13 protein-coding genes and 1 riboswitch are annotated in these 17,464 nt (G+C 36.8%); of the genes, 8 read left to right on the top strand and 5 right to left on the bottom strand.

Annotated elements, in window-relative coordinates; translation table 11 throughout:
* Positions 1–603: 603 nt before the first annotated feature.
* A complete protein-coding gene (locus tag AC3DU7_RS06950) occupies positions 604–864 on the bottom strand; it encodes a hypothetical protein (RefSeq protein ID WP_366558073.1) in 261 nt (86 codons plus the stop codon).
* 1,569 nt (positions 865–2,433) lie between these two features.
* A riboswitch (cobalamin riboswitch) is annotated at positions 2,434–2,603 on the top strand.
* 32 nt (positions 2,604–2,635) lie between these two features.
* Here AC3DU7_RS06950 and AC3DU7_RS06945 point away from each other — a divergent pair.
* From AC3DU7_RS06945 to AC3DU7_RS06930, 4 genes are all read left to right on the top strand, one after another.
* Positions 2,636–3,670 (top strand): sirohydrochlorin chelatase, encoded by a 1,035-nt coding sequence (locus AC3DU7_RS06945; protein WP_488038626.1) that lies wholly within the window; start codon positions 2,636–2,638, stop codon positions 3,668–3,670.
* Between the two features lie 818 nt (positions 3,671–4,488).
* Positions 4,489–5,058, top strand: coding sequence for a DUF29 family protein (locus AC3DU7_RS06940; protein WP_488038625.1), 570 nt, complete (start codon positions 4,489–4,491; stop codon positions 5,056–5,058).
* Positions 5,059–5,294: 236 nt separating this feature from the next.
* Positions 5,295–5,456, top strand: a complete 162-nt coding sequence (locus tag AC3DU7_RS06935) for a hypothetical protein (RefSeq protein WP_488038624.1) — start codon at positions 5,295–5,297, stop codon at positions 5,454–5,456.
* Between the two features lie 210 nt (positions 5,457–5,666).
* A complete protein-coding gene (locus AC3DU7_RS06930) occupies positions 5,667–5,810 on the top strand; it encodes a hypothetical protein (protein WP_488038623.1) in 144 nt (47 codons plus the stop codon).
* Between the two features lie 204 nt (positions 5,811–6,014).
* On the opposite strand, the gene topA is transcribed toward AC3DU7_RS06930, so the two are convergent.
* Positions 6,015–8,639 carry a type I DNA topoisomerase gene (gene topA / locus AC3DU7_RS06925; RefSeq protein WP_488038622.1) on the bottom strand — a complete coding sequence of 875 codons (2,625 nt, stop codon included), beginning with the start codon at positions 8,637–8,639 and terminating at the stop codon, positions 6,015–6,017.
* A 1,144-nt stretch (positions 8,640–9,783) separates the two neighbouring features.
* Between topA and AC3DU7_RS06920 the strand changes: the two genes are divergently transcribed.
* Positions 9,784–10,167 carry a DUF4346 domain-containing protein gene (locus AC3DU7_RS06920; RefSeq protein ID WP_488038621.1) on the top strand — a complete coding sequence of 128 codons (384 nt, stop codon included), beginning with the start codon at positions 9,784–9,786 and terminating at the stop codon, positions 10,165–10,167.
* Positions 10,168–10,363: 196 nt separating this feature from the next.
* Here AC3DU7_RS06920 and psb32 read toward each other — a convergent pair whose 3' ends face one another.
* Positions 10,364–11,089, bottom strand: a complete 726-nt coding sequence (gene psb32 / locus AC3DU7_RS06915) for a photosystem II repair protein Psb32 (protein ID WP_488038620.1) — start codon at positions 11,087–11,089, stop codon at positions 10,364–10,366.
* 468 nt (positions 11,090–11,557) lie between these two features.
* Entirely contained in the window at positions 11,558–12,061 is a 504-nt protein-coding gene (gene ispF / locus AC3DU7_RS06910) for a 2-C-methyl-D-erythritol 2,4-cyclodiphosphate synthase (protein WP_488038619.1), read from the bottom strand.
* Between the two features lie 304 nt (positions 12,062–12,365).
* Between ispF and AC3DU7_RS06905 the strand changes: the two genes are divergently transcribed.
* On the top strand, positions 12,366–12,683 hold the full coding sequence (locus tag AC3DU7_RS06905; protein ID WP_488038618.1) for a PqqD family protein: 318 nt from the start codon (positions 12,366–12,368) through the stop codon (positions 12,681–12,683).
* Positions 12,684–13,327: 644 nt separating this feature from the next.
* Here AC3DU7_RS06905 and trmD read toward each other — a convergent pair.
* A complete protein-coding gene (gene trmD / locus AC3DU7_RS06900) occupies positions 13,328–14,020 on the bottom strand; it encodes a tRNA (guanosine(37)-N1)-methyltransferase TrmD (RefSeq protein ID WP_488038617.1) in 693 nt (230 codons plus the stop codon).
* A 768-nt stretch (positions 14,021–14,788) separates the two neighbouring features.
* Between trmD and AC3DU7_RS06895 the strand changes: the two genes are divergently transcribed.
* Positions 14,789–15,661 (top strand): cyanophycinase, encoded by an 873-nt coding sequence (locus AC3DU7_RS06895; RefSeq protein ID WP_488038616.1) that lies wholly within the window; start codon positions 14,789–14,791, stop codon positions 15,659–15,661.
* Positions 15,662–16,121: 460 nt separating this feature from the next.
* Positions 16,122–17,464, top strand: a 1,343-nt coding sequence (locus AC3DU7_RS06890; RefSeq protein ID WP_488038615.1) for a cyanophycin synthetase family protein, incomplete at its 3' end; no start/stop codon positions are given.

Genomic DNA, 17,464 nt, shown 5'->3' with positions numbered 1-17,464 from the left:
ATTCAAGAGTTTTTCATGGGTTACTTCGTTCCAAATGACCTTATTTATATACCTTTAGGATGATGCTTTACGCCGGGTTTACGGGAAGTGCATATTAGTCGAACCAAATCTCGCCAACTCCCTATCCTATGCCTTTTGGCTCCAGTGTTACAGCTTATTTCACTGGTTGAAATTTACGACGCTTCAATTACATCTTCGCTTTTCGCTATCCAATGGGTATTGTGCTTGATGGAAACTCACTTAAGCTAAGAGCTTTACCACCTTTTTACCCCGCTTTACGGATTGATGGCTAGTCGCTTGCCGTAGGGGTAATGCTGTCAACCCTGCACCTGGGCGGAAGGAATTTCACCTCCAAGGTCATTTAGTTATAAGGCTAATGGCCTTACTCTACTCACGTCTTATAGCGCTGCGCGCAGGCAACAGGCAATAGGCAACAGGCAACAGGGGGAATAAAAGCTGTTTGTGTAGTATTCCGTCAGGAATAATATAAGAGTTTTAGCTATTGGACACCTCCTGCAATTTGTACAAAAGTCAGCGCACATTGCTATATAGCATTCTGCCTTCTGCCTTCTGCCTTCTGCTATAACCTGATGGCCTTGACTTTTAGCAGAAACGAATCGCACTTTGGTTTCCTTCACGACGTACTCTAGATACAACCCAGTTCCGCCAAACCCAATGGTCTCCACGGCTGGTAACAGCACTAGCATTGATGTCCATTAAATCTGCTAACTCTGAGCTGGTGATCAGATAGCCTTTATTGGCCACTTCATCAGCTATGTGTAAAGTTTCAATTAAGTTGCGCAGTTGCCCAACTCTCTGCTCCCTGGGCATATTTTCGAGTAATTCGTTAGTTGTGTCATTCATAGTAATTTTCAGAATTATGTGGTCAGATACTACGGCTTACGATTCTATCGTTTTGTTACCAATCTTGCTTAATTAGTTTTGAATATTCTGGGCTAACTCTGGTTGAGAATTGCCGTTAGAGGTGAAAGATTGTTTTCTCCTCACAACTTTTTTTCAGCTTAAGACTGGTTTTAATATAGTATAAAGTTAAGCTTATAAATAAGAGATGATTGTTTCTTTAAATTATAAATATCATCTGAAAGCTGATTTTTTTTATTTTCCTATATCCCGCAGAACTTTCTTTTGCTTTCCACAAGTCCACACTTTGGATATTTTTTCTTTTGTAGATATTCTTTATCAGTATCAATACTAAAACTACTATTTTGGCCTAATATTTGACAGCTTAAACTTTTTTAATAGTTAAATGAATATTTAGAAGAGTGAGGGGTATTTTATGACTACTTTCTATTAAAAATATCCCTTTCAGTAATATTATCTTTACGTTCCCTACGTTCGCTATTTTTTTTAGTTGACTAAAAAATCATGTATATATGCGAGCTACCCCCATGGTTTTACTATATCAAAATTTTTTCTAGTGCGCAACCTTAGTTTCATCTGCCACGCCATTTTGCTGGAGTGCTTAACAGAATGAAAAAACAAAGTAATATCATGTCCGGCTAAATAGTTAGGGCTTGCTGAAAAAGTCTTTTAGTAGGGGTAGGAGACAGGAGACAGGAGAAATGGGAATTATAGAGGAAGTAGGAGTAAGAATTGTAAGAGTGATTTTTCTGCCATAGTCAGCCCAAAATACTAGCTTTTTGAGCGCTTTCAACTGAAACAGGCGCACTGCAATTCGACCCTAAAAATGCTCAAACCTTTATATATCAATACTTTTATAATTAATCAGCAAGCCCTAGTTATAAATAAACGACTCAGTTTTCAGGAGTCAGGAGGAAAGAAAGAAGAAGAAAGAGAAAGTTTTTTGATCGCTAGACATCTCCAAAAATCAAAAAGACAATCAATTCTTATCCATAAATTATCAATTGTTCTTCCCTGTTGCCTGTTCCCTGTTGCCTGTTCCCTCTTTTCTGGAGAGGTCTACTAATTATCGGGACATGATATAAAAGGTAATTTGAACTATTTTAGGACTTACGCAGATACGCTATATATAGTACTCATAACTATTGTCCAATAGTTACTGGACTCTATACACAGTGTCTTTGCGTAAGTCCTGACTATGATTACAGCAGCTTTGATGATTGAAAGAACATACAGACTTTGGCTTAAAAAAAAACTATGCTGAGGTGATACTAAATCTGGTTAATTACAAGAGTGAGACAGAAGGCAGGAGGCAAAAAGTTGAGGACAGCTTGGGAAAAACTAGCTTTTTATCAGTGGATTTGGTATGAATGACTTTAACAATGGCTGTCTATAAATCTTTAAGAATTAATAAAAAATTAAGTCTGCTAAAATAACTAAAAGTTAAGTTATTGTAGGGAAATACTGGCAACTTTTGGTGACAATAATTTATAGCAGTTTGTGTACTTGAAAACTAGACAAGATAAAGAAAAAAAATTTGACTGCCTATGGGCGATCTACTAATTGCTATATATTTTTTGTGAAAAAAGTGGGGAAACTCCGGTGCAAGTCCGGGGCTGTGCGGCAACTGTAAATCGACAAAAATAGTTAATAGAAAAAATCAATAACTACTTACTAATTAATCGATCAGCCAGAACACCTACTTATCACTTGTAAACCCTAACTTCCTGCCTGACACGGGAAAGAATAATTAATGAAATATTCAACTCAAAACTCCGAAATAAAAACACAAAATACTCTAACTTCAACAGAAGAAATAAGTAGTATCTCTACAAGTTATAAATTGCCTCAATTACCACTACAAAGACCTTTATTATTGATAGGTCATGGTACACGAGATGCTGATGGAAAAGAAACTTTTTTAGATTTTGTTGCAGCATATCAAAATTTAGATAAATCTCGGCCTGTAATACCTTGCTTTCTAGAATTAACAGGTCCAACTATTCAAGAAGGAGTAGATAAATGTGTAGAACAAGGTTACACAGAATTATCTGCTTTACCAATTTTATTATTTGCAGCTCGCCACAATAAATTTGATATTACCAATGAATTAGACAGGGCAAGACAACGACATCCTCAAATCAAATTCCATTATGGGCGGCATTTTGGTATTACTCCAAAGATTTTAGAATTGTGGCGATCGCGACTTACAGAATTAGAAGAAACTAATTTTAATCCCTCTGAAACAGTCTTATTATTTGTAGGACGAGGTTCGAGCGATCCTGATGCGAATGGAGATGTTTATAAACTGGCTCGAATGTTATGGGAAGGCAGTGGCTATCTAACAGTTGAAACTTGTTTTATTGGCATTACTCACCCTCGTTTAGAAGAAGGTTTTCGGCGAGCTAGATTATATCAACCGAAGCGAATTATTGTTTTGCCATACTTTCTATTTACTGGTGTTTTAGTCAAGAAAATATTTGATATTACAGCCCAACAACAAGAACAATATCCAGATATTTCTATGACTTGTCTACCAGAAATGGGAGCGCATCCAACATTATTAGAATTATTACGAGAAAGAGAAATAGAGACACAGTTAGGAGAGGTACAAATGAACTGTGAAATGTGTAAGTTTCGCTTAGCTGCTGTTAGTAATCAGGAACATTCTCACGGTCATCATCACCATTCTCACTCACATAATCATAGTCACGACCATAATCATTCTGTAGTTGACCCCTATGCTCAACCAGAAGAATATCATCAACGTATTTGGCAAGTTCCTTAGATATTATTTGTTGGGAGTCGGGAACAAAGGGAATGGGAAAAAACAGCTATTTTTCAGTATAACTATAGGGGTTTGGTCACGAACCTCTTGATAAATAGTTGCTGCAAACTACTACCTAATTTTTTTTATTACACATCATGGTAAAAATTAAAAATAAAATCAATTATTATCCATAAATTATCAATGATTTCTCCCTATTCCTTCTTTTCTGGAGATATTTATAATGGTTATCCAAATAGACATAACATAATATCATGTCCAGATAATTAACGATAAAAAAAGTTTTTGTTTGTAGTAGGGCTTTATACCAAATTGAAATGAAGCTGCATAGAAAAATATTGAAAGCATAATTGACCGCAGATAGATGTAGGTACAGATAGATCATTTATGAATTTTGTCATTCTATGCAACCTCATATAAAACTGGTATTAGCCCTAATATCAAGTAACATTAATTAATCACAATGTAGGGATATTGCATGCAACTTCCCTACCAGGTTAGGTCATTTCAGTTATCAGTTATTAGCTGTAAACATTGTTGATTACAGTTATTTAATAAGACATGATATGATACTATTTTTTCGCACTTGGTATAATTAGGATTAAGTATCTTAAAATCGAATCTCAAACCAGATCAGTCTAAACTCCTACTGTAAGTATTTCCTGTGGAATGCTGCGCAAATAGCTATTAGCTCTCAGTTCTCATAAGGGGGTTTTAATGAATATAGAGTGTTTCAGCCAGTTTTTACAGTAAGTATAAATTCTGACTCAATTAGTAAATCTTTTATCTAAAACTGAAAGTAATAGCTGATAGCTGAAGTGCTGACGCCTGAATGCTTACCTCCTACTTTTAAAATTTCCTTTGCCACAAACAAGATGATTCAAGAATTAGAAGATTTAAAAAATAGTATATTAGAGCAACGCTACGAAGATGCTCTAAATTTAATATATGAATTAGATGGAATGAGTCGGCAAGCAAAAATTAATGCCATTGAATCTTTTGTAATTAGGATGTTAATACATCTCATTAAAAATCAACTAGAGCAGAGATTAACAAATTCTTGGGCAGCTTCTATTCGTGGCTCATTAATAGAAATCAAAAAAATCAACCTTCAAGAAAACAAGAAATCCTATTATATAAAACAAGACCAGTGGCAAGAAATATTAGAAGAAACAATAGAAATTGCAATTCGTGATTCTAGTATAGAAGTCTTAGGTGGTGCTTATACATCTTTTCAACTACTCAATATGGTTGATAGAAATAAGATAATGACTATAGCTAAAAATTTACTAGAATTAACTTATAATTACTCTAAAAAAGAATTACCAAAAGTTGTTGATGATTTTTTAATTGAGTTGCCTGGTGGAGAAGACTGGAGGCAGAATTAACGAAGTCAGAAGTTATAAGTCAGAAGTCAGAAGTTATAGTCATTTAACTTTAGATTGAGACAAAGCTTTTTTGTTATGAGGGAATTTCAGACGAAAAAACGTCTCATTTTGAAGTTAAACTACTATATTTTTGTAACGGGGATTTGAGCAAGGCTCCAAAAATATTACGCCTTAAAAGGTAGGGTTTTAGACCCATGTTATTTTGATAACAAGTAAATATTAAAGAAGTAACAGTAATGATTCAAGAATTAGAAGATTTAAAAAATAGTATTTTAGAACAACGCTACGAAGATGCTTTAGCTTTGATATATGAATTAGATGGAATGAGCCGCCAAACAAAAATCAATGCAATAAAATCTTTTGTAATTAGGATGTTAATACATCTCATTAAAAATTAACTAGAGCAGAGATTAACAAATTCTTGGGTAGCTTCCATTCGTGGTTCATTAATAGAAATTAAAAAGATCAATATTCAAGAAAATAAAAAATCCTATTATATAAAACAAGACCAGTGGCAAGAAATATTAGAAGAAGCCATAGAAGTTGCAATTAGTGATGCTAGTGTAGAAGTATTTGATGGAACCTATACACCTTTTCAACTTTTAGATATGGTTGATAAAAATCAAGTAATAACAACAGCTCAAAATTTACTGGCACTCACTTATAATTACTCTAAAAAAGAATTACCTACAATAGTTAATAACTTTTTGACTGAATTTCCTGGTGGGGAAGATTGGAAACTAGGAAAATAATCATAGGGAGTAGGGAGTAGGGAGTAGGGAGTAGGGAGTAGGGTTCTTAGAAAGTAGAGACTAGAAAAATAATTAAGGTTTGGTCTCCAAACCCCTAAAGTTTTTTTTCACAAATCATTGCATAAAAATCAACAGAAGATTTTTCCTCCTACCTCCTTTATTATTCCCATTTTTTCTGACTCCTGACTCGTGACTCCTAACCTCCTAATTACTTTCCGCTTTTGACTTTGTAGACTTCCTACCCCGAGTAGACTTTTTACTTCCAGCCTTAGCCTTCAAAAGTTCTATCGCTTGCTCCAAAGTCACATCCTCAACAGCCGTATCCTTTGGCAAAGAGGCATTTACCTTACCATGCTTTACATAAGGTCCATACCGACCATCATAAATACCCACTGCCTCACCATCTTCAGGATGTTTACCCAAATCTTTGAGTGGAGGTGTAGCTTTAGCACTACCACGCTTCGCTCTTTTAGGTTGGGCTAATAACTCCAAAGCACGTTCCAAAGTAATAGTCAAAACATCATCCCCAGCTTTCAAAGAACGATAATCTTTGCCGCCCTCCTTTCCCTGGTCATGAACAACATAAGGACCAAAACGTCCTAAATTAGTTTGAATTTTACAACCCGTTTCTGGGTGAGCGCCCAAAGTACGAGGTAAAGACAATAACCCTACCGCCATATCCAAAGTCACATCTTCCATCTTTACACCCTTCGGCAGTGAGCTTCGCTTTGGTTTTTTCTTACTTCCCTCTACCTCATCACCCAACTGTACATAAGGGCCATAACGACCAGTCATTATATAGATAGGTTTATCTTCTTCTGGATGAATTCCTAATTCTTCAGGACCTTCTGTTTTTTGCTTCAGAATTTTCTCTATTTGTTCTGGATCTAAATCTGATGGAGTTAAATCTTCAGGAATAGAAGCCTTGACAACACCTTCACCATTTTCGGCCTCAATATAAGCACCAAACTTACCGATACAGATACGATAAGTCATCTCTGGTTCCTCATCCAAATTATCCAATTCAATGGTACGGGCTAACTTAGGGTCAATATGCTCTTCCTGTTCCTTAATTTGAGTATCCAGTCCAGTTTCTCCAGAATAAAATTCTCGTAGATATGGCAACCATTGAGCTTCACCAGTAGAAATATCATCCAGAGTCTGCTCCATACGGGCAGTAAACTTAACATCCACAAATTCAGGAAAGTGCTTTTCTAATAGACTTGTTACCCCAAAAGCAGTAAAAGTCGGAACCAAAGCATTATTCTGAAGTTTGGCATAACCACGGTCAACAATAGTACCAATAACAGTAGCGTAGGTACTCGGACGGCCAATACCTTCACTTTCCAGAGTTTTTACCAGAGATGCTTCAGTAAACCTAGCAGGTGGTTGAGTTTCATGGCCCAACACTTCTATATCTTTGCAATCTGGGCGATCGCCTTGTTTCAGAGGAGGTAAAGGTACTTCTTGGTCTTCCAAAGCTGCTTCTGGATCGTCGGAACCTTCAACATAAGCCCGGAGAAAACCAGGAAAGTCTATACGCTTACCATTAGAACGAAAACCCGCATCTTCTACTTGCAAGTTAACTGTAATGTGGGTTTGACGAGAGTCAGCCATTTGGCAAGCCACTGTCCGCTTCCATATTAAGTCATAAAGAGCAAGTTCTTGACCGCTCAATCCTGTTTCCTGGGGGGTGCGGAAAGTTTGACCAGCAGGGCGAATAGCTTCATGAGCTTCCTGCGCTCCTTTACTTTTAGTAGTGTATTGTCGTGGTTGGGGACTCAGATATTCTGGACCATACATTTTTTCAACACAACTCCGAGCAGCAGCGATCGCCTCATCAGACAAATGTACTGAGTCTGTCCGCATATAAGTAATAAAGCCCTGTTCGTATAGATTTTGGGCTGTCCGCATCGTTTGCCTAGCACCCATTCTTAGCTTACGGTTAGATTCCTGTTGTAAAGTAGAAGTAGTAAAGGGTGGGGATGGTTTACGTTTAACAGCTCGTTCTTCAACACTATTAACAGTCCAAGGCTTACCCAGTAGCCGTTCCTTCAGAGCTTCTGCTTGAGCCTCATCCAACAAAACAACATTTCTACCCTCAGCTATTTTCCCTGTATTTTCATCAAAGTCACTACCAGTAGCTACTTTTGTACCCCCAAGAGTAACAAGTTTAGACTCAAAAGGTTTTTTTGCCTGTTCTAAACTGGCCTTTAAATCCCAATAACCTCCTTGTTTAAAAGCTCGACGTTGACGTTCTCGGGTTACCAATAGTCGAACTGCTACTGACTGTACCCTACCTGCAGAGAGACCCCAGGCTATTTTTTTCCAAAGTACAGGAGAGAGAGTATAACCATAAAGTCGGTCTAGAATACGTCTTGTCTCTTGTGCCCTGACTAACTGTTCGTCTATGTTGCGACAATTTTCAATCGCCTTACGGATAGCTTCTGGGGTAATCTCGTGGAATACCATCCGTTTAGTAGGAACTTTTGGTTTTAGTAGTTGCAGTAAATGCCAACTTATGCTTTCCCCTTCTCGGTCTTCATCTGTGGCCAGAACTAATTCATCAGCTTCTTTCAAAGCATCTTTTAGTTCTTTTACGGTTTTCTTCTTGTCTTTAGGGACAACGTAGAGGGGTTCAAAATTTGAGTCTACATTTACACCTAGATGTGCCCACTTTTCTCCTTTATATTTTTCTGGTATCTCATCAGCAGAAGGTGGCAGGTCACGCACATGGCCCATGGATGCCTCCACACGGTAGCCAGAGGGTAAATAGTTGCGTATAGTACGGGCTTTAGTAGGAGATTCTACAATAACAAGAGTTGACATAAGACTTTATCTAAGATGTTACGAGCTGGGATTTTATATTAGGAATGATATCCACCAGTGGTCAATGGGTCATATCAGTTAGCCTCCTAGCGGAGGAGCTACGCTATCAATACTTCTTGCTGTTTGCGCAGCATTCGGTAGGAAAGTATTGGGGTTGAAATCTGGAATATTCTCTTTTTTTATCAAAATAATTGGGTCGTGCAACCCCGCTTTGATTGGCGATCGGGTTTTTGGAGGCTTGCTCAAATCCCCGTTATAAAAACAACTTCTGACTTCTGACTTCATTAACCCCTTAAAAGAGGGAAAGCTATTGACCATAAATTTTCGGTCAGGATTAATAGAATTTCATTGTTTAGTTTGGTTAAGCATTACAGTATAAAGTCCTATTTTTCTAAGCTATCTTAATTTTTTGTTTCTGCCAAAATCTATAGGAATTTGCAACTTTACAAGGTATTGAGTTACTGGGTTTTTAAGATTTTTACCGAACAGATAAGGAAGATTAGAGCATGCTGGGCTTTGCTCCATGTTTATCATTAACTTATATGCAATCAGCTATCTATTTGATGGACATAAGCTTTAATTTAGTAATTGCCTTATACGATTTGCTAGCACAACTCATTATTAATGTCAATATAATTAATAACTTTTTTATATTAGACCTCTTGCAGAAGTAAAAATTAAATAATGCACTTATACTGAAGTTCCTTCAGAGCCCTCCTGAAAAAGAGCTACTGAAAGGAGTTGCTGTAGGAGATTTAAATCCACATTCCGCACTTCAACTTGTAACATAAAAATTAGTACAAAATCCGTAGCTTGCTTAGATATTTATACTACATGAGTTATTCTCATTTACCTTTATCGGGAGTCAAATTATCAGTGAAATGTTAAGCATAAATACTTGCTGAATCGTTGACTCCTATTAACCACTATCTTCATTGTTAAATCTTTATTAGGTAAATTTTCCTCAAAATCTATTCCTGTGTTTTTCATTTCAGTTGTCCTACGAAGCGTAATAGTGAAGATATATATTTTTTAATTTCTGCCCACACTCCCATGCTTTTCTACTCCCCTACTCCTCAAACTAATTACTCCGATGCGACCGGAAATGTAAAATAAAATATAGATAATTCTTAAGATTAAGACTATGAATGTAACACTTGAAGAAGTAAACACCATTGACGAAAAACTTTCAAAACGTCATATAGACCTCGATTCAGGTGGTTACTTTATTATTTTTCTTGACCGAGAAGCAGGTTTAATATGTGCAAAACACTTTACTAATATTATTGACGACCGTGGTTTGGCTATAGATCCAGAAACAGGAAAACCAATTCCAGCAAAAGGCAAAGTAGAACGTACTCATACGAGAATATTTACTGCAAGAACTGCAAAAGAAATATGCGTAAAAATATTAGAAGAAACCCGCCCTTGTCCAGTCACAATGTTAGATCATGCTGCTTATTTGGGGCGGGAATTTGTACGTGCAGAAATTGCTTTATTAAATGGTAAGGAATATATTCAGGATTAACTGAACTGGGGACATAGGAGCCGAGTAGGTTAACTTACCTACCTTATATTAGCCTACACTTTTACCGAAAAACTCAGGTATAAAGCCTCTCCATCCATGGAGAAAAAAGAAAAAAAATTCTTTGCTCCAATCCTCTTAATTTATAAGAAGAGGTAATTCTAAATTCTAAATTCTTGAATATTTTCCTTAGCTTTGATCAAGAAAAACCTTGATACCAAAAATAAGTAACCATTGGTACAATGGTAGCTACAACTAGCAATACAACAACTAAGATAGTCGCACTTTGATCGTCAGTTTCTTCGGCTGATTTAAAAGTAGCTACTACTTTTGCTGCCAGCTCATCCTTAACTTCCGGAGGGCCTGGATCTGATTCTCCAGATAATACAGCATTTAGGCGATCGCTAGCAGCTAAAAAAGCCTCATTATATTTGTTGCCATCTCTAATAGGTACTTGAATAGTTTCATCAACTATACTCTGAGTAATATCATCAGACATCAGTTCTTTAACTGCATCGCCGATCTGAATAGCATCATTATTGGTGAGAGTATCTAATACTATTAAAGTTTGATTGACTTTTGTTTCTGTAGTAGGAAACCATTTTTCAAATAGCTTTTCCGTAAAACTATCCACAGTCTCACCATAGTCTAGACGACGGATAGTAACAAATCTAACTTCATTTCCAGTAGTATTGGCCAAATTTTCTAAATTATTGTTCAGTTTACTTTTTGTTATCCGACTCAAAACTTCTGCATCATCAACAATGAATGTACTATCTCCTGCCGCTAAACTTGGCATTTGATAAACTCCAGTTGCAGATGCAGAAGATACTGGCACAATAGTAGCCACAATAACTAATAGCAGAGATACTACTAAAGTATGGAAATTTTGAAAATTGAAGGTTTTATTGAATAGTTGTACCATCAGATACTTTCCAATTTTTGGTAAATAGTTAATTTTTTTGAGTAAAGCTTTTTGCCACAATCTTATAGACAGTGGGAAAACTTTAACTAGACTTTAATTTACTTTACCATTCTTATATATACACAGCAAAAAACTAAACAGAACCCACAAACTGTTAATCAAATTATCTTAGGTGAAGAAAAAGGCAGAGGGCAGCTATGCTGAAAAATTTATAAAAGAAGGGCAAAAAACGCGATCGCTATCGCTGGACTTGATATGATATCGCGTGTTAACACTTGATATACACTCTACTTTTTTCTCTGGGGAAATTGTTGCTGTATTGTTTGTTAATTCTTTCTTTTTTGGCTTTTTCGTGAGTCAGTTCGATGTTAACAAATTCTTTGGTGTAATGCCTGAAGGTCTAAATCTAAATAAATTTTCACTTCCGAAGGACACAAAGAATACCAGTTTTTATTCTCATCTAATGCCTTAGATTTTAGTCCCGTCAATGCCTTCATATTTATTGAGCAACACTACAGCATAGGCAGCAATACCTTCTTCTCGGCCTACGGGACCTAATTTTTCATTAGTAGTAGCTTTAACACTGACTTGATCTGCTTGTAACTCTAAAGCTGCAGCGAGGCGCGATCGCATTTCTTTAATATGTGGTTTTAGTTTAGGACGTTCTGCTACTACTACTGAGTCAATATTACTAATTTGCCAACAGCTAGCCTTAACTAAATGATTGACACGATTCAACAATTCTATACTATCAGCTCCAGCCCATTGTGGGTCGCTGGGAGGAAAATAATGGCCAATATCGCCCAAACTTAGAGCGCCCAACATTGCATCCATAATTGCATGAGTCAGAACATCCGCATCGCTATGACCAACTAATCCCATTTCATGGTCAATTTTGACTCCTCCAAGTATTAGAGGTCTTCCAGATCCTAACTTATGGATATCGTAGCCATTACCTATACGAAGATTCATTTTTCTAACTTATACCTTCAATAGTAGTTTGTTATCAGATTATTGTATAATACACATTTTATCTCAAAAGTTTTGCTACATCTCCTTGGGAGTAGGGAGTAGGGAGTAGGGAGTAGGGTTCAAAGGCATAAGATATTTTGGATTAATGCCGATAATCCTCTACATTCATTACTGAATTATGATTATTACTTAATAACTGAAGTTCATCGGAAGTATAGCATTATTTTTGGGTATTGGTATAATATATATTGCATTGCATAAAACTACTTTTTTGTATTAATTTTATTGTCGGTAGAGGTAAGTTGTGGAGATTATATTAACTCAACAAGTGTTATTAACGGATAATTTTTTTTTAGAAGAAGATGAGGGAGAATTTTTTTTAGTTAATTCTCAACAAGAAGGTGAAGATTTTGTTTTGGATGATATGGCTGCTAAAATGTTATTTGCTTTAATAGGTTCTGGGTCAATTCAAGAGGCTTATGAGGATCTTTTAGAAGAAGAACAAGTAGAGCCAGAAGTACTTAAAAATGATTTATTAGAGTATATTAGAGATTTAAAAAAAGACGGAATTGTGAAAATTATTGATCGACAAGATAATTTATCTGTTGTTAAAGAAGGGTGAAAAAATAGTCGATAAAATTGAGCTATATCGTGAAAGTTAACTATAATTTTCTACCAAAAAATTTAACTATTAATTCAATAGATTCATAGGCGAAATTATCTATATAGTAACTATTTAATTCTACATCTGCTTTACTACTGAATTTTGCCCCTCTAGCCCCCCAACTTTGGGCAGGGCTATTTCATTCTTGTTTAAGGGAGAGGGGGAGTAGGGGAGCAGGGAGCAGGGGAGAATTTTCCACGCTTAAGCCAGCGATTTTCCCCAAATTTATCAATTATTCTTAAAGGTTAAAAATACGAATTGTTGTGGCTTTGAGGGAATTCAAGCAGATATTTAGGCAAAGTTTAATGACACTTATCGGCTGAAAAATTGGCAAATGCGTGGCTAATTTCTCTATTTTATGAGCCTCTAATTTCTCGTTCTCCTTAGATTGTTAACTCGCGATACTTTGAAACAGCCCTGCCCTAACTTTGGGGGGAACAAGAGTCAATTTACTTATCAAAGTCCCCCTATTTTGGGGGATTTAGGGGGCGTAGTAATGTAGAAAATGAGACTTTTCAAACAACCTCTTAACTCATTTATTACTGATACGAAATCTTAGATTGATTTTCACATCTACTTCAAAAAAAGAAGCTTCAAAAGCATTATTCTATGAAATTATCGTCATTTATTATCAAGTCTGGACGACGAGATTTTGTTCTTTGAATTTGTTGTTGGTAGCGCCATTCTGCTATTTTAGCATGATTTCCAGAGAGCAACACTTCTGGTACTTTCCAACCACGAAAATTAGATGGTCGAGTGTAATGAGGATAGTCAAGTAATCCAGATTCAAAACTTTCGTATTTCAGTGAGTCAGCTTTACCTACTGTTCCTGGAAGTAGCCTAACTACACCATTAATTAAAGCTAAAGCTGGTATCTCTCCACCTGTAAGGACAAAATCTCCTAGAGATACTTCTCTAGTAACTATATATTGTACTCTTTCATCAATACCTTCATAATGACCACAAATTAAAATAAGTTGGTCATAGCCTGTAGCCAACTGCTTAAATAGCTGCTGACACATTGTTTCTCCCTGGGGAGTTAAAAGAATAACTTCTCGTCGCGGTTTAGTTGTTAATGACTCTACAGCAGCAAATATAGGTTCTGGTTTTAACACCATTCCTACTCCCCCACCATAAGATTCATCATCAACCTTATGATACTTATCTGTGGTATAATCGCGAGGATTAACCAAATTAATCTTGGCAATCTCTTTATCCAGAGCCTTCCCTAACAAACCTGAACTTAGGGGTGTTCTAAAAAAGTCTGGAAACAGAGTTATAACATCAAATTGCACAAAACTTAAAAATTATACTAAACTAAGTGTCTTAAAAAATTGAAAAATTGTTGAGATTAATCTTTAATTTAGCTACATCGCCGAGAAGCCTAACGCCATATTTGAAAAATTGGCGTGAATATGAATCAGTGGTAAATCAATTGGGTTCAATGTCCAATTGATTGACAATACTATTCTGGAGTTTTTCACCATTATCTAAAAATTTCTGTTATTCTAGCAAAAATCAAGGCTAAAACTTGGGCAATCAACTGGATGGGGACAAATTCTAACTATTTTAATTGTCAAAGCTGTTAGCGCAGCTCTGACCCAGGAGGCAAATACTGGACAAAAGACTATAGCTGCGAACCCTCAAAATACCAGCAAAAATTTTTCAAATTGTGGTGAAAAATTCTCCTAAAAATTACCAGAAAGAGTTCATTCTTGCGCCCATTGCTGTGTTATTATTGACCGCGATTTGTTTGCGGAGCATTCGGTAGGAAATGCAGCAATAAATATTAAAAATAGGGCGGTAGGGCATTCCGTCTTTAAAGCTCGTGGAGTCCGACGCAGTAGCGGGACTGAGAAACGAGAGAGCTTACACCATACCTGTAAGGTTAGCGTGGGAGTATGTCACACTATTCTAAAAGTTTACAAGTTAATCTAGCCAACTTTTGTTGAAAAATTTAATAGTTAGCTGGGGGCTTGCAAGGTTATAAGATAATCTAGTATTATAACAGATTATTGAAATTATTGAAACTTAATGCGTACCTGCTGTCCAAGACTAATAAAATGATACAGTTAGAATCTCAAGCTTCAAAACTAGATATATTACGTCCAACAAAAAGAACCATTATGGTAATCGGAGGGGCGGAAGATAAAGTTCATGGAAAAGAGATTCTACAAACTTTTTTTAATCGTGCAGGGGGAGTAAATGCCAGACTAGCAGTAATCCCTTCTGCTTCGAGAGAACCAGGAGCACAAGGAGATAGATACCGCAAGGTTTTTGAAGAAATGGGTGCTGTAGGTCTCAAGATATTTGATATCCGGGAAAGGTATGAGGGAGAAAGCCCAAGATGGTTAGAATCCTTAGAAGATTGTACTGGAGTATTTATGACTGGTGGAGACCAACTGCGTCTATGTTCCTTACTTGCTGAGACACCTTTAATGGACGAAATCAGAAGTAGAGCTATAGAAGGAAAAATTGCTCTAGCTGGAACAAGTGCAGGAGCAGCAGTAATGGGACATCAGATGATAGCAAGTGGTGGTAGTGGTTCATCCCCTAATAAGTCCTTAGTTGATTTAACAACTGGCTTGGGCATATTGCCCGATCTAATTGTAGACCAACACTTTCATAATCGAAATCGTATGGCCCGTTTATTGAGCGCCATTGCTACCCATCCGGACAAAATAGGTATAGGTATAGATGAAGATACCTGTGCATTATTTGAAGGAGATAGTCAAATTCGAGTAATGGGTAAAGGTACAGTCACAATTATAGATACTACAGAAATTGCATATACAAATGCTACAAAAGTAGATGTAGCAGATCCTTTAAGCATATCAAATTTAAGATTGCATATAATGTGCCATGGCGATAGCTACGATCTCCATTCCCATACTATGAAACCGGGGCTATCTGAAACAATTATGCCTCTTGATTAATAAAGACTTGCTGATTAAATATCGCGCGCATTGATTGATATTGGTTTTAGGCAATTTATGTCTATTAAAATTATCAGCTTTTCATAAGCTATGGTGAAAAAAGTGAGGATTTTTGGGTAGCACGCAACCGAAAAATAACTCTGACTATTGTTTTGGCCACTGACTATGTAATTCCTATTCCTTCTTCATCCTAACCACTCCCTACTGCCTACCTCAGTAAAAAGAATTTATTCAGCAAACCCTAATTAATAGAATCTCTGAAAAATTTACTAAATTTGTGACCAATTTGTTCTGTTAGATTAGTAGCTTACATAATTTAAGTAGGCAGAAAGTCTAATTTTAAACTGAACTGATTGTATTTTTTGTAGAACAAAACAGTTTAGCAAATGGTGTGAGCTGAAATTAAAAATAAAACTACCATAGCTTCTGTAGATTCTGAGCATCACCTTCAAATTTTCCTATGAAAATCCTCAAACTCCAGACATTACGTGGTCCAAACTACTGGAGCATCCGCCGGCACAAACTGGTGGTTATGCGTCTAGACTTAGAAGACCTGTACGAAAAATATACATCTGATATTCCTGGCTTCTACAAAGGATTAACCCAGGTACTACCAAGTCTTGTAGAGCACCATTGTTCCCCTGGAGTCAGGGGCGGTTTTCTCAGTCGTGTTGAAAAAGGGACACTAATTGGCCATGTGATAGAACATGTTGCCTTAGAACTTCAACAACTTGCCCAAATGCCAGTTGGCTTCGGTCGGACACGGGAAACATCGACTCCTGGAATATTTCAGGTAGCAATAGAATATGAAAACGAACAAGCAGGTCGCTATGCTGCACGGGCAGCAGTAAGACTTTGCCAAAGTATTGTTGAGACAGGTACATACCCTACAACCGAGTTACAGCAAGATTTACAAGACCTGAAAGACTTCAAAAGTCAAGCATCTTTAGGGCCAAGTACAGAAGCTATAGTCAAAGAAGCAGAAGCGAGAGGTATTCCCTGGACTCAACTAGGAGCCAGATTTATGATTCAGCTTGGCTATGGTATAAATCAAAAAAGAATTCAGGCCACCCTAAGTAATCAAACAGGGATTCTTGGTGTAGAGCTTGCTTGTGATAAAGAAGGTACAAAAACTATTCTCAAAGATTCTGGAATACCAGTACCTCGTGGTACAGTTATCCGCTACTTTGAAGACCTTCAAGATGCCATTGAAGATGTCGGGGGCTATCCTATTGTAATTAAGCCACTAGATGGAAATCATGGTCGTGGAATTACTATTGATGTGAGAAATTGGGGAGAGGCTGAAGAGGCTTACGATTTAGCAAGCAAAGCTTCTAAAACAAAAACAGTAATTGTAGAACGTTACTACACAGGCAAAGACCACCGAGTATTGGTTGTAAATGGTAGAGTTGTAGCTGTGGCCGAACGAGTACCTGCCCATGTAGTGGGAGATGGTAAATCTACAGTGGCAAAACTGATTGAAGAAACTAACCAAGATCCTCAAAGAGGGGATGGACATGATAACGTTCTGACTAGAATCACGGTAGACAAAGCTGCTCTTGCTATTCTTGAAAGACAAGGATATGGTATTGAATCAATACCAAGAAAAGGAGAAATTTGCTTTTTAAGAGCAACAGCTAACCTCAGTACTGGAGGTATCGCAGTAGACCGTACTGATGAAATACATCCAGAAAATGTCTGGTTATTGTCCAGAGCTGCGAAGATAATAGGTCTAGACATAGCTGGTATAGATGTAGTCACTGAAGACATCTCTAAACCTTTGCGAGAAGTAGAAGGAGTCAT

It is taken from the genome of Okeania sp. (genome assembly GCF_983059655.1).
This window is presented reverse-complemented; position numbering and strand designations above follow the sequence as displayed.

Excerpts from the sequence above, each read along its gene's own strand:
- AC3DU7_RS06945 (WP_488038626.1), top strand. The coding sequence starts at position 2,636 with ATGAAATATTCAACTCAAAACTCCGAAATAAAAACACAAAATACTCTA.
- AC3DU7_RS06950 (WP_366558073.1), bottom strand. The coding sequence starts at position 864 with ATGAATGACACAACTAACGAATTACTCGAAAATATGCCCAGGGAGCAG.
- ispF (WP_488038619.1), bottom strand. The coding sequence starts at position 12,061 with ATGAATCTTCGTATAGGTAATGGCTACGATATCCATAAGTTAGGATCT.
- psb32 (WP_488038620.1), bottom strand. The coding sequence starts at position 11,089 with ATGGTACAACTATTCAATAAAACCTTCAATTTTCAAAATTTCCATACT.
- AC3DU7_RS06895 (WP_488038616.1), top strand. The coding sequence starts at position 14,789 with ATGATACAGTTAGAATCTCAAGCTTCAAAACTAGATATATTACGTCCA.
- AC3DU7_RS06935 (WP_488038624.1), top strand. The coding sequence starts at position 5,295 with ATGATTCAAGAATTAGAAGATTTAAAAAATAGTATTTTAGAACAACGC.
- AC3DU7_RS06920 (WP_488038621.1), top strand. The coding sequence starts at position 9,784 with ATGAATGTAACACTTGAAGAAGTAAACACCATTGACGAAAAACTTTCA.
- AC3DU7_RS06930 (WP_488038623.1), top strand. The coding sequence starts at position 5,667 with ATGGTTGATAAAAATCAAGTAATAACAACAGCTCAAAATTTACTGGCA.
- topA (WP_488038622.1), bottom strand. The coding sequence starts at position 8,639 with ATGTCAACTCTTGTTATTGTAGAATCTCCTACTAAAGCCCGTACTATA.